Annotated in this window: 16 protein-coding genes; 11 read left to right on the top strand and 5 right to left on the bottom strand. The window is 42.9% G+C overall.

The annotated features are described in order from the left end of the window. Positions 1–52 precede the first annotated feature (52 nt). From ABDW32_RS19235 to ABDW32_RS19205, 7 genes are all read left to right on the top strand, one after another. Positions 53–3,424, top strand: coding sequence for a TonB-dependent receptor (locus ABDW32_RS19235; protein WP_343565334.1), 3,372 nt, complete (start codon positions 53–55; stop codon positions 3,422–3,424). A gap of 11 nt (positions 3,425–3,435) precedes the next feature. After that, complete coding sequence (locus ABDW32_RS19230; protein WP_343565332.1) at positions 3,436–5,061, top strand: RagB/SusD family nutrient uptake outer membrane protein; 1,626 nt, start codon at positions 3,436–3,438, stop codon at positions 5,059–5,061. 77 nt (positions 5,062–5,138) lie between these two features. After that, on the top strand, positions 5,139–6,281 hold the full coding sequence (locus tag ABDW32_RS19225) for a SusE domain-containing protein (protein ID WP_343565329.1): 1,143 nt from the start codon (positions 5,139–5,141) through the stop codon (positions 6,279–6,281). 12 nt (positions 6,282–6,293) lie between these two features. Continuing rightward, positions 6,294–7,418: a glycoside hydrolase family 76 protein gene (locus tag ABDW32_RS19220; protein ID WP_343565327.1), complete on the top strand. Its 1,125-nt coding sequence runs from the start codon at positions 6,294–6,296 to the stop codon at positions 7,416–7,418. Between the two features lie 71 nt (positions 7,419–7,489). Then, on the top strand, positions 7,490–8,674 hold the full coding sequence (locus ABDW32_RS19215) for a glycoside hydrolase family 76 protein (protein WP_343565325.1): 1,185 nt from the start codon (positions 7,490–7,492) through the stop codon (positions 8,672–8,674). 166 nt (positions 8,675–8,840) lie between these two features. Further along, a complete protein-coding gene (locus ABDW32_RS19210; protein ID WP_343565324.1) occupies positions 8,841–9,401 on the top strand; it encodes a dihydrofolate reductase family protein in 561 nt (186 codons plus the stop codon). Between the two features lie 267 nt (positions 9,402–9,668). Then, complete coding sequence (locus ABDW32_RS19205; RefSeq protein ID WP_343565322.1) at positions 9,669–10,595, top strand: glyoxylate/hydroxypyruvate reductase A; 927 nt, start codon at positions 9,669–9,671, stop codon at positions 10,593–10,595. Positions 10,596–10,645: 50 nt separating this feature from the next. Here ABDW32_RS19205 and ABDW32_RS19200 read toward each other — a convergent pair whose 3' ends face one another. The 3 genes from ABDW32_RS19200 to ABDW32_RS19190 form a co-directional block, all read right to left on the bottom strand. Continuing rightward, on the bottom strand, positions 10,646–11,182 hold the full coding sequence (locus ABDW32_RS19200; RefSeq protein WP_343565320.1) for an STM3941 family protein: 537 nt from the start codon (positions 11,180–11,182) through the stop codon (positions 10,646–10,648). Positions 11,183–11,262: 80 nt separating this feature from the next. Beyond that, positions 11,263–14,745, bottom strand: a complete 3,483-nt coding sequence (locus ABDW32_RS19195) for a TraB/GumN family protein (protein ID WP_343565318.1) — start codon at positions 14,743–14,745, stop codon at positions 11,263–11,265. Between the two features lie 356 nt (positions 14,746–15,101). After that, positions 15,102–15,440, bottom strand: a complete 339-nt coding sequence (locus ABDW32_RS19190; RefSeq protein WP_139351257.1) for a hypothetical protein — start codon at positions 15,438–15,440, stop codon at positions 15,102–15,104. A gap of 615 nt (positions 15,441–16,055) precedes the next feature. Here ABDW32_RS19190 and ABDW32_RS19185 point away from each other — a divergent pair. From ABDW32_RS19185 to ABDW32_RS19170, 4 genes are all read left to right on the top strand, one after another. Continuing rightward, complete coding sequence (locus ABDW32_RS19185) at positions 16,056–17,219, top strand: helix-turn-helix domain-containing protein (protein WP_343565314.1); 1,164 nt, start codon at positions 16,056–16,058, stop codon at positions 17,217–17,219. Between the two features lie 163 nt (positions 17,220–17,382). Next, the gene (locus ABDW32_RS19180) at positions 17,383–18,399 is read left to right on the top strand and encodes an alpha/beta hydrolase (protein ID WP_343565312.1); all 1,017 of its coding nucleotides are present in this window, start codon (positions 17,383–17,385) and stop codon (positions 18,397–18,399) included. A gap of 74 nt (positions 18,400–18,473) precedes the next feature. After that, positions 18,474–18,887 carry a hypothetical protein gene (locus ABDW32_RS19175; protein ID WP_343565310.1) on the top strand — a complete coding sequence of 138 codons (414 nt, stop codon included), beginning with the start codon at positions 18,474–18,476 and terminating at the stop codon, positions 18,885–18,887. A gap of 427 nt (positions 18,888–19,314) precedes the next feature. Next, the gene (locus ABDW32_RS19170; RefSeq protein ID WP_343565308.1) at positions 19,315–20,484 is read left to right on the top strand and encodes an alpha/beta hydrolase-fold protein; all 1,170 of its coding nucleotides are present in this window, start codon (positions 19,315–19,317) and stop codon (positions 20,482–20,484) included. Positions 20,485–20,622: 138 nt separating this feature from the next. On the opposite strand, the gene ABDW32_RS19165 is transcribed toward ABDW32_RS19170, so the two are convergent. Continuing rightward, a complete protein-coding gene (locus tag ABDW32_RS19165; protein WP_343565306.1) occupies positions 20,623–22,092 on the bottom strand; it encodes a rubredoxin in 1,470 nt (489 codons plus the stop codon). Next, positions 22,082–25,603, bottom strand: coding sequence for a molybdopterin-dependent oxidoreductase (locus ABDW32_RS19160; RefSeq protein ID WP_343565304.1), 3,522 nt, complete (start codon positions 25,601–25,603; stop codon positions 22,082–22,084). Before ABDW32_RS19160 ends, ABDW32_RS19165 begins: the two co-directional genes overlap by 11 nt. Positions 25,604–25,606 lie beyond the last annotated feature (3 nt).

The following is a 25,606-nucleotide window of genomic DNA, read 5'->3' as shown; positions in this document are numbered from 1 at the left end:
TATCAGAAAAAAGGTGATAGCGTATTTGCTATTCCGTAAACTATGGCTTATTATGCGATTGACGACCATAATTATCTTGGTTACTTTTATGCAGGTTAGCGCTTCGACTTTTGCACAAAAGGTAACATTGGAATACTCCAATATGAGCCTTAAAAGAATATTTAAGGAGCTCAAGTCACAGACAGGCTACAATTTTCTTTATACAGAACGGCAAATGTCGGCCGCCAAACCTGTCCATATAAAAGTTAAAGACCGTCTGTTGTCCGATGTATTGGTCCAGATTTTTGCCGATCAGCCGCTGTCCTATCAGCTGGATAACAAGACTGTCGTCATTCGTGACAAACCCCGGTCTGCGGTTCCAAGCTCGTCCGGACAGCCTCTGGCGGTTACGGTTCAGACAGCGATCAAGGGGCGGGTGACCAATGAACGAGGTGAACCGTTGGCCAACGTTTCTGTTCGCGTCAAAGGAAATGCATCTTCTGGAACCTCCACCGCTGCTGATGGTAGTTTTACGATCAGCAACCTTTCTCCAAAATCCACATTGATTTTTTCCTCTGTCGGATATGACTTGCAGCAAGTGGAGCTTGCAGCGATGTCTACGGAACAGCTGGGACAGTTGCATATACAGATGAAAGGCAGCAATAGCCAGTTGGAGGAAGTGATCGTGATCGGATATGGTACCACCACCCGGCAGCGTGTTGTTGGTGCTGTGGACCAGATCGGCGCAAAGACCTTTGAGGACCGACCCGTAGGCAACGTCACACAGGCTCTTCAGGGGGCTTCTCCAAGTTTGACCATTCAACAAAAAAGCATGGATCCAAACGATAACGCAATGAACATCAATATCCGGGGAATATCTACGGTAAATAGCAATGCCCCTTTGGTGGTGATCGACGGAATCATCACCGAAGGCGGAACGCTCAACAAGATCAATCCCGACGATATCGAAACAGTATCAGTGCTCAAAGATGCGGGATCCACCGCCATTTATGGTTCGCGGTCGGCAAATGGGGTAATCCTAGTAACTACCAAAAAGGGGCGTCAAAATCAGAAACCCTCGGTTGCGCTTGGGACACAGTGGGGAGTGCAACAACCCAAAATTTTATTTTCTCCCGTTGCTGGCTATGAAAATGCGACCTTACGTAACCTCGCACTCACCAATTCGGGAATGGATCCCCAATTTTCGCCGGCGGCAATTGCTGATCTGTATGCCCATCAGGATATGGAGAAATGGAATCTGCCGGAAATCATGCAAAATTCGTTTCAGCAAAAATATAATATCAGCGTAACGGGCGGAGGTGAGAAAAGTTCTTATTTATTTTCAGGAGGCTTTTATAACCAGCCCAGCAATTTTGTAGGACAGAATTTTGGGATAAAACGTTATAACTTGCGTACCAACCTCAGTACCGAGATCGGACGTTTTAAACTGACTTCGATTTTAGCGTATACACGCAACAACAATATGAGCAATACCGCCGGAAGCGCTATCATCAATGCTTCCCGCCTCCCTTCTTATTATTACTATCGCATGCAGGCCGATAATGGAAAATATCTTGTCAATAACGCCCTGACAGATCAGAATCCACTGGCTGAACTCAATGAGGGTGGTTATATTAAACATGACAATGATTATTTTAACATCAATCTGAACCTCGAGGCAAAGCTGTTCGACGGTTTGAAACTGCGTGGTATTTTTGGTGCAGATATTTATGCCGACCACCGCTTTATCAGACGGATTCAGGTACCGCTATATTCTACGCCGGATGCATTGCAGCCACAGGTCTTTGTCAATTCGGACCGCAATACTGAGGATTTTAACGAAAAAGCCTCCTTGCTGAATTTTCAGCTGCTATTGGATTACGACAAGACCTTCGGCAGCCATCATGTTTCCGGTTTGATCGGGGCATCCAATGAATCCTATACACGGAGGCAGAACGAACTTAAAATGAAGTTTACCGATCCTGTACTGGGGACACCGACCACGGGAACAGTTATTGACCCCGTCAGTGCCCGTGTTACACCTAATGGAACTTTACAGAATAGTATCAATTCGCTCTTCGGTCGTGCCGGATATGATTTTGAGAGCAAGTATTTTGCCGAATTCAGCTTTCGCTATGATGGATCATCTAAGTTCTCCAAAGCCAACCGTTGGGGATTCTTTCCTTCCGGATCACTTGGATGGCGGGCATCGGAGGAACAGTTTATGAACTGGTATAAGGAACATGTCGGTGGCCTCAAGATCCGCTCTACCTATGGCGTACTGGGAAATCAGGCGGTGGACGACTATTCGTATTACTTTACGTATGAATCCTATCCCAATAGCTATGGATTTAACAACAAACCAGTAGCCGCCTCGGGATTCAAATATGCCAGCTTGGATTTACGTTGGGAGAAAACCTATAATTTCAATGTGGGCCTGGATGCTACCTTTTTTCAGGATAAGCTGACGGCAAGTTTTGATTATTTTAAGAAGCGTACAGTCGATATCCTAATGGCACCACAGATTCCATCTGCATTCGGAACCACATTGAAAAACCAAAATCTGGGCGAAATGAACAATGAGGGCTGGGAAATCAACCTGGCCTACCGCATTGCTACTGGCGAGTTTCAGCATCAGATCAATGCCAATATGGGCGATAGCCACAATAAGATTGTCTCGATGCCGGGAGATGACCGGATTTCAACCGTAGATAATATTACCAAACTGACGCGCGTCGGTCTACCATACAATTCCTATTATGGCTACAAGATGGCCGGACTCTTCCAGAATATTTCGGATATAGAGACTTCAGCCTTGCCAAGTGGCATCACAGCGGCAGATCTGCGCCCTGGCGATGTCAAATATGTAGATCGCAATAATGACGGAATAATCGATGCCCGGGATAGGTTTGTGCTGGGGAACGGATTTCCCCGGTTTACATTTGGCCTGACCTATAACCTCAGCTACCGGAATTTTGATTTTAGTATGTTCTGGCAAGGGGTTGGTAAACGGGATATGATGATCCGGGGTGAACTGATCGAACCCTTTCACCAGAATTATTCTTATGCCATTTATCAGCATCAACTTGACTACTGGACACCGACAAATATTGATGGCCAGTGGCCCAGACTTACTGCAAATGGATCTACAGCATCCACCAATAACTTTGGAAAGGACTCCGATCTTTATCTTTTCAATGGGAAGTATGTTCGTCTGAAAAATCTGCAAATAGGATATACATTACCAAAGCATGTCATTTCCAGATTAGGCTTACAACGTGTACGCTTTTTTGTCAACGCCCAGAATTTGCTGGCTTTGAGCAAAAACTCCTGGATAGACCCGGAGTCCTCCGAATTTGATTCCAACATGGGAGGATCTGCCAATAGCGCCCGTAATTATCCGACATTGAAATATTACGGCGGGGGATTAAATATTCAATTCTAACGATTTATGCGATGAAACTATATAATTTACTTATAGGAGGCTTGAGTTTAATGGCTGTTGTCCATTTCACTTCCTGCAATAAGTTGGATACCTTGCCAACAGATCGGTTTACAGATGAAAACTTCTGGGATTATCCAGAAAACGCAGAGAAAATGGTCAATATGGCCTATAATCAGCTCTTTTCAGCCGACCGCTTATGGAATGATGAAGCGTTAAGCGATAATATTTTTGAGGGACGTTCCAATACAGACCAGCGGGCTATCCGCAATGGAACAGCAGACCCTACCCTGGGACGTTTTGCTTCGGAATGGTCGGATCTCTATGGCGGTATCAAGACCTGCCACGTCTATCTTGAAAATATAGAGCGTGTACCCGGCGTGGATGCTGCGCTCAAAAAACGCCGTATTGCTGAAGTACGTTTTATCCGTGCATTCCTCTATTTCAGACTGGTCAATTTTTATGGCGATGTTCCTTTCTTTACCAAAGATATCTCGCTGGAGGAGTCCAAAGTCATTCCGAGGACTGCCAAGGCAACGGTTATGGCATTTATCCATCAGGAATTGGACGAATGTATGGCCGATCTGCCCAGTAAAGATGGCTTGCCTGCCGATGATAGGGGCCGAATTACCAAAGGCGCGGCCTCGGCTTTTCAGGCACGTGCTTTTCTCTATGAGGGCAATTGGAACAAAGTCGTACAGTACTGCGAGAATCTGATCAAGAAACAAGCTGAATTTGGAACATACGCCCTTTTCGAAAGTTATCCGGGACTGTTTGCCGCAGCAAACGAATATAATTCAGAGGTCATTCTGGATTATGGCTACGTACCCCAACTGAAAACCTGGAATAAACTGTATGATGCCGCGCCGATATCTGCCCAGGCACGTCTGAATGGTTATGCTCCTTTGCAAAGTCTTGTTGACAACTATATCACCCTAGACGGAAATACCATAGCTACAGACCCGAATTACAACAGTGATAATCCTTACGTTAACCGGGATCCGCGTATGGCGGCAACAATTGTTTTCCACGGCGGTCAATGGACAGATTTTGATGGCACCGTCCGCAAGATTTTCATCAAACCGGGGTCTGGAGGAACGGACAAAGAGCGCCTGGACGAGTACCAGGGGGCCAGCGCCAATGCGTCTGCGACCGGCTATTATGTCAAGAAATATTACGATGTGACAGCAACCGTAAAATACGATGCCGGACTCAACATTATTATGTTCAGATATGCCGATATCCTGCTCATGTATGCCGAAGCGAAAGAGGCGCTGGGGCAACTCGATGCAGCTATATGGGATATGACGATCAAACCTATCCGCAAAAGAGCGGGCTTTATAGCCAGTAAGGCGCTGGATTTTCCGGGTACAGGTAATCTGAAAACGGTCGTGCGAAATGAGCGTCGGAGCGAACTCGCTTTAGAGGGGTTGCGCTACTACGACATCCTGCGCTGGAAAGCCGGTAAAACCTATCTGGACGGACAGGTAAACGGTGCCAAATATGGCAGCAACAATAGCTATATCAAATTGGATATTCGGCGATTTGACGAGAGCAGGGATTATCTATGGTCCGTACCAAGGACACAGATTGACCTGAATAAAAATCTGTTGCCCAATAATCAGGGTTATTCAAACTAAAATTTAATTGAAACAAACCGTTACAAACGATACAGTGAACACTGTACGTTTTGGACTACAAAATTAAAGATAAAGACATGAAATGGTATTTTAAAGTTATGGCAATGCTCGCATTTGCTGGGGGCATCGTTTCCTGCAAAAAAGATGATATGAAATATTCGGATGCGGACGTCTCTGCGGTGGAAAATTTATATGCCCCTGCAGATGGGAAGGCTGTCAAATTATTAAGTTCGAGTTCTGCCGCGCTATATTTCGAATGGGAGTCTGCACTGGTCGCAGATGGGGGAGCGGCACAGTATGAAGTTGTTTTTGACAAGGTGAACGGTGATTTCAGCCAGCCACTGTATACGGTCACTTCGGACAATAACGGAAATTCAAACGGGGCGAATATCAGTCACAAAATATTGAACCAGGTGGCCTCCAAAGCTGGGATCGAGCCAGGTACAAGTGGTGACATCAGTTGGTCTGTGTATTCCATACGGGGTATGAAACGTGTGCTGAGTAAAGTCAAAAAGAAGCTCAATATCAAAACGCTTGAAGGTTTTGCAGATATTCCGGACGAATTGTTTGTGACCGGTGAGGGAGCTGAGAACGGTGCCGCTATTGCGCAGGCCATTCCGTTTAAGCTTGTTGGCAATGGCGAATATGAGGTTTTTACAAAACTGGAGGCCGGTAAAAAATATATCTTTACGGATCGCAAATCAGCAGATGGACGTGTATTCTATTCCGAAGATCAGACCAAGATAAAAGAAGGCGAGAGCGGTAGCAATACCATTGCCAAGACAGCGGTATATCGAATCCGGATTGATTTTAATGTAGCGACAGTTACCTATACGGAAATCAAAAGCATGGATGTTTATTTCTCACCTTCCGGAGCAGTAGTACTGGATCTCCCTTATCAGGGTAAGGGTACCTGGTCAGCGACGGGCGTCATCAACTTTAAGCAGGAAAGCTGGGGACGCGACCAACGGTATAAGTTCCAGATGGAAACGGTCAGGGCAGGAAAGGCAGAGACCATACAACTGGGAACCCAAAATGGTACCGACAGCCCGCCAAACGGTTCATCAGCTCCATCGTATTACTTTGTGCGTATACTACCTAATCTTTCGCAATGGGATGACAAATGGAAATTTGTGGATGCCGTAGACGGACATCCGACAAAAATCACCATGATTTTGCAGGGAGATAAAGATTATACACATACCGTTGTTCCAAATTAAAGGGGAGAAATAATGAAGAAAATAGTGATGATCTCATCCATGCTGTTTTTACTGTTTGGGTGTACAAAAGTGGAAGATACCTATCTCTATGACGATACGATTCAGGAATCCTGGGCGGAAGTGGCTACGCAGGTATCGGATAAAATGATCTCCGGTTTCTGGAATGAAGCGGGGTATTTCAACAACGCCATCAATCAGTCCGATCAGGGATTTCAATATTGGCCCAACGCCCATGCGATGGACGTCGTTATCGATGCCTACCTACGGACGAAGGACGCCAAATACAGTGCCTATTTCAGCAAATGGTTTGAAGGGGTCAAAGTGAAAAATGGCAACAGCTACTACAATGTGTTCTACGATGATATGGAGTGGAATGCCCTGACCATGCTGCGGCTATACGAGACCACCAAAGAAAAGAAATATCTTGATGCCGTGCTGCTTTTATGGACCGATATCACGAAGGCCTGGAATGAACAATATGCCGGTGGGGGGCTGGCTTGGCGCAAAGACATGTTATACAGCAAGAATGCCTGTTCCAATGGACCAGCCAGTATCCTCGCAGCGAGGCTTTATAATTTAACAAAAGATCAAAATTATCTGACCTGGGCCAAAAAGATCTATGAATGGCAGAAAGCAACCTTATACAACCCCTCCTCGGGTGCTGTATACGATAATGTCAATGGGGAGACAGATGCGGTTGATCTGACCACATTGACCTATAATCAGGGAACCTTTCTTGGTACTGCCGTAGAGCTTTTTAAGATTACCAATGATCAGATCTATCTGGTCGATGCCCAGAAAATCAGTTACTACACCATTACCCGTTGTATCGATGTGGGGAATAATATTCTGCGCGATGAGGGAAATGGTGATGGAGCATTGTTTAAGGGCATATTTATCCGGTATTTTATTGAATATCTCAACTTGGAAGGAATCGATGCAGCTTACCGCGCTAAGTTTGAGAAGTTTTTGGTCAACAATGGCAAAATAGCCTGGACCAAGGGAACCCGCCTGCCTACGCTATTGTTTGGTTCTTCCTGGGCGCAGCCACCGATCGGTAATAGTGAGATTTCAGCCTACGCCAGTGCAGCGATGCTTTTTGAAGGACTGGCGCGCTATCAACCTAAATCAAAATAATACATTGGAAATCCTGAAGCCATTGGACGCGCATTAGTATCCAATGGCTTCCTGTAAAATAATAGATGCAGATGAAACAAATAAATTGGATACGGACGATATTTCTATTGACAGGATTAGGCTGTCTGACCCTACAAGCACAGGTTAAAAAAGAAACGTTTTCTGATCGGGCGAAAAAGAGCCTGGATGTGATCTATGAAAAATATAGATCCACCCAGAACAAATTATTGACAGAAAAATACCCCTTTGACGATAATTTTAAGGCAGACTATCTGAATAATACCGAACAAGCGGCGCAGCAGAAAAAATATGCCTATCTCTGGCCTTTCTCGGGCAGCTTCTCCGCGGTAAATGCATTGATGGAACTGTCAGCGGATAAAACCGGACAGCAGAAGGTATTGGATCAACAGGTGCTGGTAGGGCTACAGGCCTATAGGGACGACAGACGCTCACCGGTGGGCTATGCCTCGTATATCAATTCGGCACCTGCATCAGACCGTTTTTACGACGATAATATATGGTTGGGTATTGATTTTACCGACAGCTATTTACAGACAAAAAAAGCCGATTATTTACGACACGCAAAGGAGATCTGGGATTTTGTGAAGAGCGGTGAAGACGATAAGCTTGGCGGGGGGATCTATTGGTGTGAGCAGAAAAAAGAATCCAAGAATACCTGTTCCAATGCTCCGGCAGCGGTGTTTGCCTTAAAACTGTTTGAAGCGACGAAACAGAGGCATTACCTCAATGAAGGCCGGCGTTTATATGAATGGACAAAAGCAGGTCTGCAAGATCCGAATGACAAGCTGTACTGGGATAATATACAGCTAAACGGCGGGATAGGTAAAGCCAAATATTCCTATAATTCGGGGCAGATGCTGCAAGCGGCGGCATTGCTTTATAAACTGACGAAAGAAAAAAAGTATCTGATAGATGCGGAGCAGCTTGCGGAAGCCTGCTTAGGCTATTTTTTTCAGCGCAGGGAGGGAATAGATTTTCCGGTATTAAAGAATAGTAATGTATGGTTTCACGCCGTGATGATGCGGGGCTATCTCAGCCTGTTCGAACAAAATGGCGATAAAAGATATATGGACATTTTTGCGAAGAACCTTGAATGGGCATGGCACAAAATGCGTGATCAGGATGGACTGTTTGATGCAGATTGGACATTGGAGAAACCTAAAAAATCCAAATGGTTACTGGACCAATGTGCTTTTGTGGAGATGTATGCGCGCTTGGCAAAATTTGGATATTAAATGTTCTTAGCTTGCTCAGCAAGGCAATAACAGGGATGGCGCTTAACTTTTCTTGTCCTATGGCAATTGCTGAAAAATGATTAATCCATAATTTTACTTATGTCGGGTTACTGAGGGAAAGAGTGCTGATTCTGATACCAAAATTATTCATCATAAGAAGCATATTATGAGAAAGATCATTGTCTTAAATTGGGTTTCACTAGATGGTTTTATCGCGTGTAATCAGGGGGAAACAGATTGGTTTCCCTGGGATAGCGAGATTGAAGATTATTACGAAGAACGGCAGGGTAGGGCTGATACGGCTATTTTTGGTAAGGAGACTTATGAGGTAATGTCCCAATACTGGCCTGACCCGACCCGGACCATATCTGACCGGCCCGGAATTATTGATTTCATGAATAATGCGACAAAGATTGTTTTTTCAACATCGCTTGTAAAGGCCGACTGGAACAATAGCCGTATTGTCAACGCGATTGACAGATCTGAGGTGGAAGGGTGGAAGCATTCCCCGGGTAAGGATCTTCTTATCTATGGCAGTGGAACCATTGTTTCGCAATTCTCCGAATTAAGATTAATCGATGAATATGCCTTGATGCTTTATCCTATCGTTCTTGGCTCCGGCAAACCTTTGTTCCCCAATATTTCAGAAAGGATGAAACTCAATTTGATAAGCAGTAGACTATTTTCCTGTGGAAGTATGCTGCATACCTATTCTCCGGAGAACTAATGTTGGACAGGCTTAATCGTTTACAGCTACTATTGTGTTGTAATCCCGCTATTACATTCAGTCCAAGACTCCTGATTTTTTAGGGTTGCAATGCATAATGTAGGAGAGGATGGGACAGCTACATGATCGCTACTGATTTTCGGTCTTTGTGGCCGGAGGAAATGCTTTTGAATTTGCGCTCGAAGGAAATGCTTTTGAAGCGGAAAAGACAATCTGCGCGACCGTCGTTTTCGGGATAATTGTTATTTTCGTATAAAGGAAAAAAGTATGAGTATAGCATTGATACTGAATAGTGGTCGGGCGGAAGAGTGGAAGGCCGAAATCAATAAACATTTACCAGAAATTAAGGTCGAGGTCTATCCGCATATTGAAAATTATGATAAGATCGAGTTTGCACTTTGTTGGAAACCTGAGGAAGATTATTATGCCCATTTTCCCAATTTAAAAGTTATCCAGTCTGCAGGTGCAGGGATAGATCATTTATTTCCCAAATCCATACCAGCACATATCCATACTTGCCGGATCGTGGATCCCATGCTTAAAAGCGATATGTTTGAGCATGTTTTGACCTGTCTGATGCATTCAATGAAGAATTTTTCCGCTTATGCAACGGAGAAAGCGAAAAAACATTGGCAGCCCCTCGTTTATAAATCCATTGTCCAGACCTGTGTCACGATTTTAGGATTAGGTGAAATAGGTGGTTATGTAGCCGAGCGATTGGTGCGGTTGGGTTTCAAGGTAAATGGCTGGTCCAATTCAACTAAAAATCTTCAAGGAGTAAATGCTTTCACGGGAATTGGAGAACTTGGTTCGGCGGTTGAAAATACGGACTTTATCGTGAATGTTTTACCATTGACAGATTCAACGAGAGGAATTCTAAACCATGAGCTTTTCAATTTATGCCCGAAGGGAACGGTTCTGATCAATGTCGGTCGGGGTGAACATCTCGTTGAAACGCATCTGTTGGAAGCAATCGCCAGAAAACAAATTGCTCATGCCTATCTTGATGTATTTCATCAGGAACCGCTACCCGCAGATCACCCATTCTGGAATTGCGGTGCTATTTTTATAACACCCCATGTTGCCAGTAGGACAAACATTGGTTCTTCAGTGATGCAGGTGGTGGATAATTATAAAAGAATGGCTGCAGGGCGGACATTACTTAATGAAGTTTCCTTGGAAAAAGGGTATTAGAAATTTGTGCGCGATGATAATTTATGTGCCAAAAAGAAACATCTTAGGACTTAGGAAACCCCATTGTTTTCTTTGTATTTTATTAGCTTTTCATTCAAGAGTTTCAATAGCTCTTTATGGCTTATATTCATATTCCCCTTGCTAATGCTGTAGGGGGAGCCATAATTCATATTAAACTGCATCATTTTCTTTTTAATCTTATTGGTCTCCTGGTTTATTACAGCATCGCTATTTTTGATCAGTATAATGATAATCGGGCTTGAATAGATCGCAATTTCTTTAAATCCGGTAATATCTTTCCATTCGATAAATGTTTTGAATTTATCCCCAATATCCAGCCCCTGATCTGTAATCTCGAGCATAAGGCGGTTTGAGAATAGATATCGGATAGACAGGATCGCTGCGCAACCAAAAAATAATATACATATGATGCCGAGCGCTATCGTTAATGTAGGTTCCCTGTCGAAACTCTCCGGATGCATAACGAAGAAAATTCCTCCTGCAACAAACAGTAGCGATCCAAGTAACATCAATATTGACTTTCCTATGTTGCTATATATGCGCGTTGGCTCTTCTGATTTATTCATTTTTTATAATATTATATTTTCTATTTGTCCTATTGATCAGTAAGTTTCGTTTAAGCTATAAGAATTTTAGTCCATGATATCTACTGGTCGCTAGTTTTTTCTTCAGGGTGCATTTCCTGTATCAATTTAAGCGCTTTTTCTTTCCAATTGCCCGTGTTAGGTTCTAGGTCAGAATAGCAATTTTCAAAGTTATAAGCCCATTCGCTATTTTTCGCATCGGGTATAAAAATTGAAAGGTAAGTCTGCTCATCACCCTCGGTTTTATAGGCGTAGACCAGATACAGTTTGTTCTTTTCCGTCAGCTCACCCAAATAATCAACTTGTGGCAGCGATATATCCCACTCAGACTCCAGGTAGCCGCTGACGACAATTTTTCCGATTTCGGTTTGTTCCTTGTATTTCGCAGGTATCAGACCTTCCATTTTTTTCTCTTTCAGCGCGTTCATCAATACCGCCCGTTGCGAAATATGGGCATAGATGCTATCGATTAGCTTTTGATCCAGCGGAAGGTCCAACGCTAAAAATTCAGCTGCGGTAATAGCGCGGAGATACCCCGTTGGCCTATCGGCGAGCAGCTGTTTCTGAAATCTTCGAAGCGGATCTTTTTGCTCATATAGTGCGAGTAATCTGGAGTAATCTGCTATGGAATAAATATTGAAGCTGGCCACCGTTTCCTGTCCCGAATCCAGTTCGGATAAATCTGACGCTAAATATTGCGTTATACTCGGTAGGTCAGCCTGAATGGCTTTTCTTGCCTGAAGCGCCGTGCTGTCCGCAGCGATTTTTAAGCAGATATTCAATAAGGTCGGCCGGTAATTAGCGACCGAAAATAGCGGAATAATTTTGTCTAAATGGAGAGCCACATAGTTTTGGGAAGCCCTAAGCGGCTGCAGCAATTGCCATGATCGGTAATCGGCGTCAGGTCGGTGCCGGTTTAACTCCTCAAGATACCAGCCGAGTTGTGTCGAATCTATTTCGCATACCGTCGGCAGGATGGCGGTTTTGATTAGATCTGTTGTCGTCGGATCCCGTAGTATATTTTTTAAAATAGGTACACTACGTTCATCATGATTTTTTATCAGGCTATAGATCAGGCTTCTCCGTAGTCCAGCGCTCTGGTCGTCATCGCTCTGCTTTTTGGCTAATGTTTTATAGATCAGCGGTAGATCATCTTTGCTAAAGCTGTAATTGAGCGCCAATATATTTCTCGCCTGTCGGGCGACGAGCGTATCTGGACTGTAAATATCCTTAAAAAGCATTGCTGCTTTTGAGCCATATACATCAAAATTTGCGGGGCTTTCCGAATAACGGACCGATTTAATGATCCTTTCGATATTCATTTGTTCAATGGCCTCCTGTGTACCGATCACATCAATCCCATAGGACATATTGCCTCTTATCCAAATGATTTTTTTGTGATAGTTGGCCGTTAGGGAATCCATACTTGTATAGATTGCGGCAGTTACACTGTCCGATATCAGCGTGTCATAACGCAACAACTTTTCAGATTGTTTTTTTGCACCACTGTGTATTTCTGAATATAGACTGTCGCTTTTTGCCAGTCGATAATATTTGGGCAATTGGGCTATTTCCAAAAGGAGAGCTGTACTCGAATTGCTATCCGTTGCTGCATATATATGACCTTCGCTATCCGGCTGTTCCGCGGTATTCACATCTTTTATCTTTATCAGCGAGGTGACAGGGAGTTTTAGCTGTATATTATTCAGTGTAAAATCTTTCCAATCTATATTTTTAAAAGGAATCATCCGGAAGGAGCCGAAAAAAGCTTGATCTTTTTCTTTATCGTTCTTATCCAGATTTTCCTGCATGACCTGATAAATCCGGTTTCCCCGGACCCATACTTCTGCAAATAGGTTTGATTTGTCCAACTGGGCCGTTATTGCTGTACCGATCACATCGCCCTTTTCACGTGGCTCAACAGAGGTGACGTTGAGTGAAGGATTTTTTTCGAGAATTCCGCTTATCGCTTGCAGCGCCAATGACCTGTCGATCATGGTATAACCGATTGGATAATCGTGATATTCGACTATGTAATTTATTTTTCGGGCCCTATCCATCGAAAAATAATTGTATATGTTGTATCGCACCGTGTCATTCCCGATCTGCTCTGTGCGAGTCTGGTAGATATATTGTGCAGGAGGCGGTATTTTGACTGCAAAAGCACCGATGTCATAAATAGATTCCGTCAGGTCAGCGGATACTTGTAGACCGGAAATTGCGAACCCATTGAAAAAACGGTCTGAAAGATATGCATCCAACTGTCCACTGTTGGTAAAAGCTAATAAGCTATACAGCGTATTGTTTTTTAGCCAGAATTCCCATTTGGATAGCATATTGTTTTGCAATGTAACTACTTGCATCCCCTGTGCACCATCCTTTTCAAGAAATTGCTGGGATACAATACGATGTTTGCTCTTGGCGGACCTTCTTTCGTATTCCTTGGTAAAAAATTCTTTCGTTGTCAGCCCATGAAGTTCACCTACAAATGCTGCTGATACGATCAGTTCTGTTTCTGTGCTCAGATCACCGTACATCATGCTGGTTCCGCCGATAATATTCGCTTTGTGGACATATCCTTTTGGCATAGATACGGCAAAGCCATAGACTGAATCCTGATGAAGGACCCATTCCATTGTACTGTAATCTATTTTATATTTGGAGGCAAGGTTCGTTTTTTTCGTTTTGACGGGACGGAGTTTATAGCCTTTATTCCGCAACAGTTGGATTAGACCGAAGTCCCCTGGCAGGTGTGAGGCGCCCACAACAACAGAGACTGTACTCTTGTCCAATTGTGCCATGATGTTTTTTAGCATGGTATTATTCCTGCGTTGCATTTCGCCGCTATTAATATACGGCGAGATGGTTTTCCATAATCCATCTAGATTTCCGGTACTGTAGAATTGCAACAGTTGCTCAAAACGCTGATAGTAAACACTACTGTCCTTTTTGTTCTTTAGATGGACCAATTCATTCGCGCTTGTCTCTAGCTGATCTTCCATGGGCTCCAGGCCAATAATGAGCTTTCTATGCGATTTGGCCAGACCATAGAGATACGCATCGAGTACAGCGGTAATATCGTCTGGTTTATCGTGACTCGGATTCAAAAAGTACTTTACGATCTGTGGAGACGCCATTTGTTGCGAATCAGGCATTACGCCATGTACCTTTTGATAGCGTTGTATAAATTCCTTTTTTTGTGCATCAGTAAGTTCAATTTTTTTGGACGCGGGTTGTTTGTTGAACCGGATATTCCAGATTTCTTTATAAAGACTGTCGGGGTGTATTTCCAGGGCAAGGGCATCCGTATTGGCGATAGCAATAAATAATGAATCATTGCTATTGATCAGACGTCTATCTTTTAAATGCGCGGAACCGAGCAAATAAGAAGGTTTTTTCAGACCATTTCCGCTGATTTCCCATAAAAAACTCGGGTATTTTATTTCCTGGGCATTGGCCCTTTGCAGCACTAATAAGAAGCAGCAAACAACAAACAGTGATAGCAGCAGTTTTCCCGATTTTGTAGTTTCAACAGATTTATACATTTGATCAATAGCTAACAGTATGGTTTTGGCAAACGAAGATTAAACGATTAGTTGGCTCAATCTTTTTTATAACTAAAAATTTGAATTAAATAATGTAAGGTCAATATCAAATCGTGCCTATTAAAATTAGATAAATTTTAATAACTGTACAAGAGTACATTTTGTTGAAATTTCAGCAGTACATGGGTTTGCACAACCAGATCGATACCTTGTTACATTGGTACGGGAAGGGGACAGCTGGAAGGGATAAATAAGTTGTGAAGCCACGTCCTGAAACGTGGCTTTTTTACATCAAGCTGACCCTAGGCCCTGCTTAAATTTTTGAATCTGTAATTCGATTGAAAGTCACTTTCAGACTATATGCCTAGTTCGCCACTGGCAAGCATATGTCTATAAACCGTTCTGCAGGTGTCGAAGAATCCTGAGCAGGAATTTTCTACATAGGTTTGCGAAGTGAAGGTGTCAATCACTTGACCGCTACTATTGTAAACATTTAGCGTGTAAACACATTTTGTCAACATGCTTTTGCTTTCCTTTGACGCTTCGGTAACTTTAACCTTAGCGGTGTTTTTGCTTAGCTTGTAATTGACTGTTTTTACATTTGCATTTCCTTTGGGAGCTTTTGCACCCGTTCCAGCAAAGGCCGTAGTTGATAGCGCAGCTACGGCGACCAAACTCATTACTAATTTTTTCATTTTTTTTACTTTTTTTGTTTAACCATGCATGCCTGTTTAGGGCATACTTTAATTATCATATTCTAAAAATAGAGCTAGGAATTGAATTGATTTTGGCCGTTTGGTATTCGCGCGGGTTGAAACATTATTCGCTATTACTTATTTGATTTTTCGTTTTTGTATAGCTTACTTTTATTGTAATACTGATGCTATTAACTATCCAACGCTGATGATTTTAAAGTCATGCGATCAGATATAAGTATTGTGTAAGGTCAGGCGTAGAGTAGGGTAGGTCCTAACACATAAAAAACAATACAATGTGACAAAAACATGTAAATTTATTCGTGAAAAAACAATAGATAATTCAAACTAAACCCTAATCCATAGTTTTTCTGGAATGAGGAGGGGAGCCAAATGTGGTTATATGGTTGCATAGACATGGTTGCCATTTAAAGGATAGGAGAATTTTTTCGATATTGGTACTAACGAAACTTTGAGACGAGAAATATCCTACTGTGCCGGCGAGCCGCGGACAATAGCGAATAGATGGATTTGACAGCCTGAACAATTTAAATTACTCGTGAACATCGATCGGAGAGAACGTTTAGAATTTTTTGGAGAATAAAAAAGAATATCATGGAATCAATTCTAGCAACACTACTATTTATATCATTGGAAATACCTTACTTGTCTGGCGTTGTTATAGGAGGCTTTTTGTCTTTTGTTTTGTTTACTAAAACAGAGAAAAAAGTAACAGATTACATGCTCGCGTGTTGGCTGACTGTATCAACAATAATGCTGCTATCGATTTATCTACTTAAGTCAGGGCTCTACCTCCAACACCCAGTATTATCAATCCAGGGCTTATGGATGCCATTGGCGCAGGGGCCGTTCCTCTACCTCTATATAAAATATCAGACACGCCCAATCCCCTTTCAAAAAATAGACCTATTACACTTTTTACCATTTATTCTGGGCTATCTGCTTTTTTCTCAATTTTATTGGCTTTCATTTGAAGATAAAGTGAATGTGCTTAAAAATGGTTCCATGGGATTCGAAACAGAAAATAGATGGCGGATTGTTTTAATATATCTCTCGGGCGTTATCTATATTCCACTATCTTTCTACAAGCTGTTATTGTTTAGGAGAAATCTTAAATACCGATTTTCAAATATTGAAAAAGTAAATTTTCTATGGCTGCTTTATTTGGTCGCGGGTATGGCGGCAATCTGGATAATTGTCCTCATCTTTCATAAAGATCATCTTGTTTTTTCTGCTTCTGTAATCTATGTATGGTGGATGGGCTATTTTGGCATCAAACAGGTAAATGTGTTTAGCCAGAAGCACATTGAGGACGCGAACCTTGCTAATTATACCGAGATCGTTAATAGAGAAGAACAACCACCGGAAAACAGTCCGTATCCGCCTAAATATGCAAAATCACTTCTGGAACCAGATGCTGCGAATCGGATATACGTAAAACTACAAATTGTACTGGAGCAGCAAAAACCATATCTAAACCCAGAACTCACCCTTAACGACCTCGCAGGGATGGTTGATACGCATCCCAATTTGTTGTCACAGGTGATCAATTCCGTGATCGAAAAAAAATTTTACGAACTGATAAACGAGCTACGTGTGAAAGAATTTTTACAACGGATGACCTTACCTGACAACAAAAAATATACGTTGCTAACAATTGCGTATGACTGTGGGTTTAACTCAAAAGCTTCTTTTAACCGAAATTTTAAAAAGTACACAGGCAAGTCTCCTCAGCAGTACCTCAAGACAGATTTGTAAAAGACTCAATCTTCAAAAAGCGGACTCATTCTTCATAATAACCTGTAAAATAGGTTTATATCGTTTTATTCAAAGAGGTGTCAACCTGTCGGATGAGCCTTTATGAGCTTATATATCGCATACTTTTGTATATGCATTATGCTATGCAATATAAAGATGCAATATGAAAATGTTCAATTGGATAAAAAAAATAGTCGTTATCATTATTTCTTTCATCGTTTTAGTACTACTGGCAGGTTTCATATTTGAAAGCTGGTCTCGTGCAAAAGCTGAAAAGATTATTCCCAATGGTCAGTTCGCCGAACTGGACCGTTGCCGACTTCATTACCTGAAAAAGGGAACAGGTGGGCCAACAATTGTCTTTGAATCGGCATTATGCCCGGAAGGCCATTTGCAATGGTATTCTATTCAACAGGAACTAAGTTTACATACAACAACCGTATCTTATGACAGGGCTGGTATACTTTGGAGTGAAAGAGGGAAAAATCCAAAAACCGGAGAAAAAATGGCCGAGGAACTATACTTGTTGTTAGAGAAATCTAATGCACCGAAACCTTACATCCTCGTTGGCCATTCTATGGGAGGTATGCTGGTCCGAATTTTCGTTGATAAATATCCGCAGGATGTAGCTGGAGCCGTATTGATCGATAGCCAGCATCCGGACAATAAAAAATACCTTTCGCCGGGACTTTATAAATTGGTGAACAAGGGATTGCCTGCTGAATTTTTGAAGTTTGCGAATACATTTGGTTTGGCAAGACTGATGTTCAAGGATATGTTTCCTCCTTCGAAACCATATCAATATCAGAACTCTTTAATGCCTGCATTATTATATAAAAGCGCTGCTGCCGTTCTTGAAGAACAAGAGCAGATGGCCGCTATAAAGAATGATGCCGCAAAAATAATATCCTTTGGCAATATTCCTCTTTGCGTTGTCAGTGCGACGGATACTTCCCGTTTTGATACGTTGTTTAAAGAAAAAAGACTACGGGCCGAAATGGTAACAGCATGGGATAATATGCAGAAAAACCTTTTGTCCCTTTCTACAAACAGCAAACATCTTCGGGTCGCAGGCAGTGGCCATTACATCACTTTGGACCAACCGCAGGTTATTGTTGGTGCAGTAAAAGAACTTATTCTTCAATTCCGTGATCCTTCTCCCGTAAAAGATGGCCGATAGATCGGAAAGTTAATGACCTGTTTCGATTTGATATCAATACGATTTTAATTTTTTTAACTTTTAAATGTATAATCATGAAAACAAAATGTATCCTATTTTCTGGGTTGATTGCAACAATGATTTTTGGCTCGGTATCCTGCGGCAAAGATGATGGACCAGATGACGGCTCAGACAAGGGCTATCCAAAAAATGTAACCATTGAATACAAGTTTACTGTAGCTTCGGGTACGCCGAACAAAGTGGAACTATCCTACACGAATGCAAGTGGCGGAAGGGAAAACGTGAAAGATGTCATACTACCTTATTCGAAAAAAATAAGTCGTACTGTAAATCCTTATGATGATGCAGCTGCTCATTTTTCGGCATTTGGACCAGGGGGAATAAAGGTGGAGGTTTACATAGACAACAAATTAATAGGCACTAAAACTGCGTCGTCGAATTCTGCGACGGCAAGTTTTAATGATGCAGTTAGTTACATATGGCGGTAGTTTGCAGACATATCCTTGAAAAGTACTCTACTTTTCAGGGATACGTCTCAAATTTCACCATTTAATTTCCTTTATTCACCGAATTTTCCTGTCCTTTAGTCTAAGTCCATAGATCGGGCGACTATTGTATCGTAGTTTTGATTCTGAATCCACAGGGAGATGATGCAACAGTAGCCATATCCTTGCGACAATGAGGAAAAGAAATAAAAAAACTAACGGTTGGAAGATATCTGAATCGGTTAATTCATTTAAATAAGCAAGAAGCTATCTTTAAGTAAATATATAAAGGTTAAATGCCATGTCGTGAGATATGGTTTTAATTTTTGCGTATAGATCTAAATAGGAAAGAAAGAAATAAATTGAACAAAAATGGTTATTTTAGAGAAAAGGAAATTGTTTACGATCTCAACAAATAAACCCCTAAATCATGAAAAATCTTTTCACCGTTTTATTGCTTTTCATTCTATTGCCGCTTTCGGCACAACAAGCGCTTTTTAATCCCCAAGAAATCGTTTCCCCCGAAATTCACGAAGACAAATCAGTAACATTTAGGGTTTTTGCACCCAATGCGCAAAAGGTGGAACTCTCCGGCGATTGGATGCCCCGCGAAGGATGGACCATTGTCCCAAAAGCCATGACCAAAGGGAGAGACAGTGTCTGGACCTTCAGCAGTCCTCCCTTACCTTCGGAGTTATATAGTTACAATGTAATTATCGACGGAGTGAAAACGACCGACCCCAACAACGTATACCTTATTCGGGATGTGAGTTCTATTTTCAACGTTTTTATTGTGGGCGGAGGCAAGGCTGACAACTATTCTGTTAACAATATCCCCCATGGTACCGTGGCCAAGCGTTGGTATGATTCTCCCGGAAATAAAATGAAACGCAGAATGACTGTTTACACGCCTGCAGGATACGAAACGAGTCGAAAAGATTACCCTGTTCTTTACCTGTTGCATGGAATGGGGGGCGATGAAGAGGCTTGGATGGATCTTGGTAGAGCTTCACAAATTATGGACAACCTTATTGCGCAAGGAAAAGCCGAGCCAATGATCGTCGTGATGACCAACGGTAATGTTTTTCAACAAGCTGCACCAGGGCAATCGGACAAGGGGTTTTATAAACCTACGATGGCCCTGCCACACACCATGGATGGCCAAATGGAAAAGACTTTCGGGGATGTGCTGGAATTTATCAATAGCAATTACCGCGTCAAGAAGGGGAAAGACCACACGGCCATTGCAGGGCTTTCCATGGGCGGCTTTCATTCGCTCCATATTTCCAGACACTATCCCAATACCTTTGGATATATGGGCTTGTTCTCGGCTGCCGTTATGCCACGATCTGAAGTACTCCCTGAGTTTTACCAAAATTTAAATGAAAGTCTTACCCGCCAAAAAGAAAACGGTTATCAGCTTTATTGGATTGCCATGGGCAAAACCGATTTTCTTTACAATGAAATAAAACAATACAAGGATAGGTTGGATCAACTCCATATGCCTTATGAATATCACGAAAGCGAAGGCGGCCATATTTGGGCCAACTGGCGGGATTATCTTACTCTTTTTGTGCCTAAGTTGTTTAAAGCACCGTAGGGGAAATATAAATAGTGTCCAATAACTGTTAGTTCGGTTATTCTAAAGACTGACTGCTAGTGTACTATATAAGCTTTATATTATAGCCAGGTCGTGAGGCCTGGCTATTTAGGTGATTACATTAAAAAGCATCGTTCTTTAATTGATCAGTTTCTTAAAAGTTGACTTTTCGGTTTCACAAATGCTACAACAATATGTTGCAGGCAGGTTTTCAAATAGTGTTCCTGCGGCGACATGCTGTGTACTATCTCCCCAGATGGGATCATATATTGTCTGACAAGCCGGACATTGATAAGTGACCCTGACCGGATTGGATTTTTCTGTTGTAGCCTGCGTAGGAAGATGATGAGGTTCTTGGGCTACTGTGCTACCTTGAAGTTGATAAAAATCTTCACACAATGCCAAAATCACATTGATAAGTTCTGCTCGTTCCACGCGTTTTCGATAAGTGACAAAATCTCTTGAATTAGGGTTAAAATCTGGTGTATGTTGTACGTTAAACCAAGATTTATCTCCCTTAGATTCGATAAAACGCAAAATTACAGATCCCCAAATCCCACTCTTTGGTTGCATTTTAATACCAAAACAAAGTTTGTACGTGCGGATATCCAACCAGTTCATATGGTGCACCAATTCCTGCTTAAGCGCTAATGCAATGGGATCAAAATCTTCCGTCATCCAATTGAGTTCATTTAGGGCATGCCGGAGGTTGATTCGATGTCGGTCTAAGACGCTATCCCAATCAGCTCTTGTTGTAGGTTGAATATCTTTAATAATAATTGATTTCCAGGGTGTAGTGTACAATTGGCCTATCCTGTGTCGCAGACAGAGATGACATATGTCGCGTAAAAAAGCGGTCGAAAAGGTTTCGGAACGTCGGTATACGCCCAACCATAGTCTATCTTGGTAGTTATTAAACCCCTCATAATAGGGGAGCTTAAACGCAGGCTCCATAAAGGGCTGTTCTGTCGGCTGGAAAAGAAATTTTCCGGAGGCAATAGCCGATGCTTCTAACTTCTGTCCCAACGTTTGTCCTTCGCTTGAACTTGCAACCAGCGTCCCGATCATCATGGGCTCCAAAAACAGCGTTAGTCTCGCAATATCGTCTGTGTTTACAAGGGTAGACCAGGTATAAAACACGTTGCTTTTGGGAAATCGGAGCTGCAGGTGCCAATAATTGCTAAATTCCGAAGTGATGAAATTTAGATTTCCAGTATAATAAGGTACCAAAGACTGTGTGCAGTCCACAACATTCACTTTTAATTGGGGATTGAACTCGAAACTGTCCAAAACATCTTTGTATACGCCTTCACGTACCCATGGCCCCTGATTAAAAAGCCCGTCGGCTACATATGAACTCACAATGTTTGGATATATATCTTCACCGATTTCATAAGCAAACTCCTGATTGATGAGTATATATTCTAATTCTTCGAGTTGGGTGTCGTTCACCCTAAAGTACAGTTGCTGCCTACTGCCAAATTTGACTTCCGTAATACCCACCTCCTCCAAAGGAATCAATAGGTTGGCGAGCTCTCCTGGAGAGATTGCACCACCAGAAAGGTTAACCTTGATAAACTGTCCTTTTTTTATCGTTTTACTCTGCATAGGATTTTACCTCCTTATCCTTTTCTATTACGTAATTTTCCAGAATACGTTTAACTTCAGGTTTACAGGATCCACAACCTGTCCCAGCGCCGGTGGATGTACATAGCTCCTGGAGGTCGGTACATCCATCACTGATACATCGTTGGAGATTTCCCTCGCCAACTTGGCTGCATGAGCATACCAATCGCCCGACGACAGCTTCCTTGGCCGTTCCGCTTCGTAGTAGCTGCAGTCGTTTTTCACTTAATTCGATCCTGTTTGCGATCAGGTTTTTAAACTCAAGAAATTCGTTCTTGTCTCCGATCAAAATGGCACCAACAAGTCTATCCTGATAGATAATACATTTTTTGTAATAGCGCTTGGCCTTGTCGATAAAAATAATCTCTTCATAGTCCTCATTTGGTGTTTCTGTAAGGCCGATGCTACAGAGGTCAAAACCTTGTATTTTGATAATATTCATAAACAGGCTTCCCTTATAATGGCTGCTGATATCTCCCTGAAGATAATGTGCAACTATAGCAGCCTGTTCTTCGGCAGCTGCAGTGATACCGTAAAGTGTCCCTTCAAATTCTGCAATCTCACCGATGGCATAAATAGCAGGGTCGCTAGTGTTCATATGATTATCCACGACCACACCCCGTTGGCAAAGTAGGCCAGCATCCCGGGCTAATTCGATATTGGGCGTAGTCCCTATCGCCAGGATGAGGGCATCGCATTTGATCTGTCGTCCACTCTTTAATTCGATCTTTGTCAGTTTATTGCGGCCACAGTATAGTTGAACTTCATCGTTATAGAAAATATCGCAGCCGAGATCTATCATTTCTTCGTGAAGCAATTGGCTCCCAAGTGGATCCAGCTGCCGATTCAAAAAACGCGAAACACGTTGAACGATGGTGATTTTTGTTCCATTTTCACGAAGGGAAGCGGCCATTTCCAGCCCTAATAATCCGCCGCCGACGATAACGACATGTGCCTGTTCAGGAAGGTATCGCTTCAATAGGTCAGCGTCAGTCCGACGCCGCATCGTAAAAATACCAGGCAGCTTCGGCACATGTCTTGGCAGGCTGGGCCGGCTGCCTGTCGCGAGAATTAAGATATCATAATATGTTTTAATACCGCGTGAGTCCGTGACATATTTGTTGCTTCTGTCGATTGCCGTAACCTGGACAGCACGTATATGCCGGATATCGAGTAAAGACTCCTCTTCGTCTTTCATTTTAACCAATTGCTCCCATTGAAGCTCGCCACTGACATAATGTGGTAGCATGACACGATTATAAAAAGGTAGATCCTCATTACTGAAAATGATAATCTCATCGGTCTTGTTTACTTCCCGAAAGGAACGGACAAAACCATGCGCTCCGGCACCGGCACCGACAATGACGATACGTTCCTTGCGCTTCACATGAGGTTCGACACGTACTGCGCAAAATTTAAAGTCAGGCTCCTTCGAAATAGGATCCACCAAATCGTTGGTCAGATTATTGGCACGATGGAGATCAGATCCTAATATCTTGCCCCAATGCATCGGTAGAAAGACGACTCCAGGTTTAATTGTCTCGCTGACCCGTGTTCTGACACGAACTTCGCCCCGTAGCGAATAAACATTTGCCAATTGCCCGTCAATCAAGTTCAGTGCTGTTGCATCGCTTGGATGGATTTCCAAGAATGCAGTCTGAATATGTTGGTTCAGCTTACTTACCTTGCCAGTTTTAGACATGGTATGCCATTGGTCACGGATGCGTCCTGTAGTCAGGATAAGCGGGAAATTTTGGTCAGGCAGTTCGCTGTGATGCTGATCCGGTGGGCTATGTAATTGCGCTCGCCCACTTGGCGTAAGGAATTTGTGATCCTGAAAAAGTCGTGAAGTGCCTTTTCTCTTGGATAGATCAAAAGGCCATTGCACGGTATTTAGATTGTCAATAAGTTGATAATCCAACCCAGCAATATCAATATTTGTCCCGGCCGTTAACTGGACATGTTCTTTGTAGATGTCCTGTTGTGTAGGATATGAAAAACCTTTAAAACCCATTTTTTGTGCAAATCTTGCAAAGATTTCGGCATCCGGAAGAGCTTCCCCTGGCGGGTCAATAGCCTTATGCAGGTGACTGATCCTGCGTTCTGAATTCGTCATTGTGCCTTCTTTTTCGGCCCATCCAGCTGCAGGAAGAATAATATCGGCAAAGTCTAGGGTCTGGGGCTTGTTGGATACCTCCTGCACGACAACGAATTTAGCCATTTGCAAAGCTTTTTCCACCAGCCGTGTGTTTGGGAGGCTGGTGAGGGGATTGGTGCAGAGAATCCAGATCGCCTTCAATCGTCCGTCGGCCAAGGCTTCAAACATTTCGGTGGCCGTGAGTCCTGGTTTGCTGCTCACAGTAGTCCCTGACCAGAATTGTTGAATTTCATCGCGATGTGTTTTATTATCCATATCACGGTGAGCGGGTAGCAGGTTCGCAAGCCCCCCAACTTCTCTTCCGCCCATGGCGTTGGGTTGTCCAGTTAGTGAAAAAGGGCCACTTCCCGGTTTTCCGATTTTCCCTGTAATCAGGTTGAGATCAATTAGGCTCAGGTTTTTATTAACTCCCACTACGCTCTGATTCAATCCCATAGTCCACATAGTCAGAAGGCTATTGGATTCGCCAATATAGCTGGCTGCGCGTTCAATGTCTTCCGCCGGGACACCACATATCGCAGCGGACTCCAATAAGGTACGTTCGAATACCCGTTTTTTGTACATTTCATAGCCTTCGGTATGATGGTTTATGAAATCAAGGTCAATGTCTCCTTGTTCGATAAGTAATCTTCCCAGCGCATAATTGAGCGTGATGTCTGTCCCTGGGTTAATCTGTAAATGCAGGTCGGCCAATGCACAGCTGTCCGTGACACGAGGGTCGACAACAATAATTTTGGTCGCTGGATTTTTAGCTTTGTGCGCCTCTACACGTCGCCACAGGATCGGATGGCACCAGGCGGGATTGGCACCTGCGACCAAAAAGCAATCGGCAAGCTCGATATCGTCGTAGCATATGGGTACACTGTCTTCCCCTAGGGTCTTTTTGTATGCCGCCACAGCACTGCTCATACAAAGACGTGAATTGGTGTCAATATTGTTCGTGCCAATAAATCCCTTAACCAGTTTATTGAGAATGTAATATTCCTCTGTAAGACATTGTCCAGAAGCATAAAATGCCACAGCATCAGGACCGTATTTTGCAATTAACGTGCGGAAGACCGCTGCTGCGCGATCCAACGCTTCATCCCACGAAACACGTTGCAACGGACTGGATCTATGGTGCCTCATCTGGGGATAGAGCAGTCTGTCTGAGCGATCATTGACTGTATATTGCAGATTCATGCCCTTGCTACACAATTTGCCTTGATTGACGGGGTGCTCACTATCGCCGCTAACAGAAATCAGTTGATTTTTTTCGACCGATATCTTCACGCCACAGCCCACACCACAGTAGCAGCAGGTACTTTTATATACATTGTTCGACTCTTTATTCATAGT

It is taken from the genome of Sphingobacterium sp., from assembly GCF_039596235.1.
In the GTDB taxonomy this organism is placed as follows: domain Bacteria; phylum Bacteroidota; class Bacteroidia; order Sphingobacteriales; family Sphingobacteriaceae; genus Sphingobacterium.
Note: the sequence above shows the minus strand (reverse complement) of the source record. Positions and strands in the feature narration are given on the sequence as shown.

Bases quoted from the DNA above. Each gene is read 5' to 3' on its own strand.
- ABDW32_RS19235 (WP_343565334.1), top strand. From the start codon at position 53: ATGCGATTGACGACCATAATTATCTTGGTTACTTTTATGCAGGTTAGC.
- ABDW32_RS19230 (WP_343565332.1), top strand. From the start codon at position 3,436: ATGAAACTATATAATTTACTTATAGGAGGCTTGAGTTTAATGGCTGTT.
- ABDW32_RS19225 (WP_343565329.1), top strand. From the start codon at position 5,139: ATGAAATGGTATTTTAAAGTTATGGCAATGCTCGCATTTGCTGGGGGC.
- ABDW32_RS19220 (WP_343565327.1), top strand. From the start codon at position 6,294: ATGAAGAAAATAGTGATGATCTCATCCATGCTGTTTTTACTGTTTGGG.
- ABDW32_RS19215 (WP_343565325.1), top strand. From the start codon at position 7,490: ATGAAACAAATAAATTGGATACGGACGATATTTCTATTGACAGGATTA.
- ABDW32_RS19210 (WP_343565324.1), top strand. From the start codon at position 8,841: ATGAGAAAGATCATTGTCTTAAATTGGGTTTCACTAGATGGTTTTATC.
- ABDW32_RS19205 (WP_343565322.1), top strand. From the start codon at position 9,669: ATGAGTATAGCATTGATACTGAATAGTGGTCGGGCGGAAGAGTGGAAG.
- ABDW32_RS19200 (WP_343565320.1), bottom strand. From the start codon at position 11,182: ATGAATAAATCAGAAGAGCCAACGCGCATATATAGCAACATAGGAAAG.
- ABDW32_RS19195 (WP_343565318.1), bottom strand. From the start codon at position 14,745: ATGTATAAATCTGTTGAAACTACAAAATCGGGAAAACTGCTGCTATCA.
- ABDW32_RS19190 (WP_139351257.1), bottom strand. From the start codon at position 15,440: ATGAAAAAATTAGTAATGAGTTTGGTCGCCGTAGCTGCGCTATCAACT.
- ABDW32_RS19185 (WP_343565314.1), top strand. From the start codon at position 16,056: ATGGAATCAATTCTAGCAACACTACTATTTATATCATTGGAAATACCT.
- ABDW32_RS19180 (WP_343565312.1), top strand. From the start codon at position 17,383: ATGAAAATGTTCAATTGGATAAAAAAAATAGTCGTTATCATTATTTCT.
- ABDW32_RS19175 (WP_343565310.1), top strand. From the start codon at position 18,474: ATGAAAACAAAATGTATCCTATTTTCTGGGTTGATTGCAACAATGATT.
- ABDW32_RS19170 (WP_343565308.1), top strand. From the start codon at position 19,315: ATGAAAAATCTTTTCACCGTTTTATTGCTTTTCATTCTATTGCCGCTT.
- ABDW32_RS19165 (WP_343565306.1), bottom strand. From the start codon at position 22,092: ATGCAGAGTAAAACGATAAAAAAAGGACAGTTTATCAAGGTTAACCTT.
- ABDW32_RS19160 (WP_343565304.1), bottom strand. From the start codon at position 25,603: ATGAATAAAGAGTCGAACAATGTATATAAAAGTACCTGCTGCTACTGT.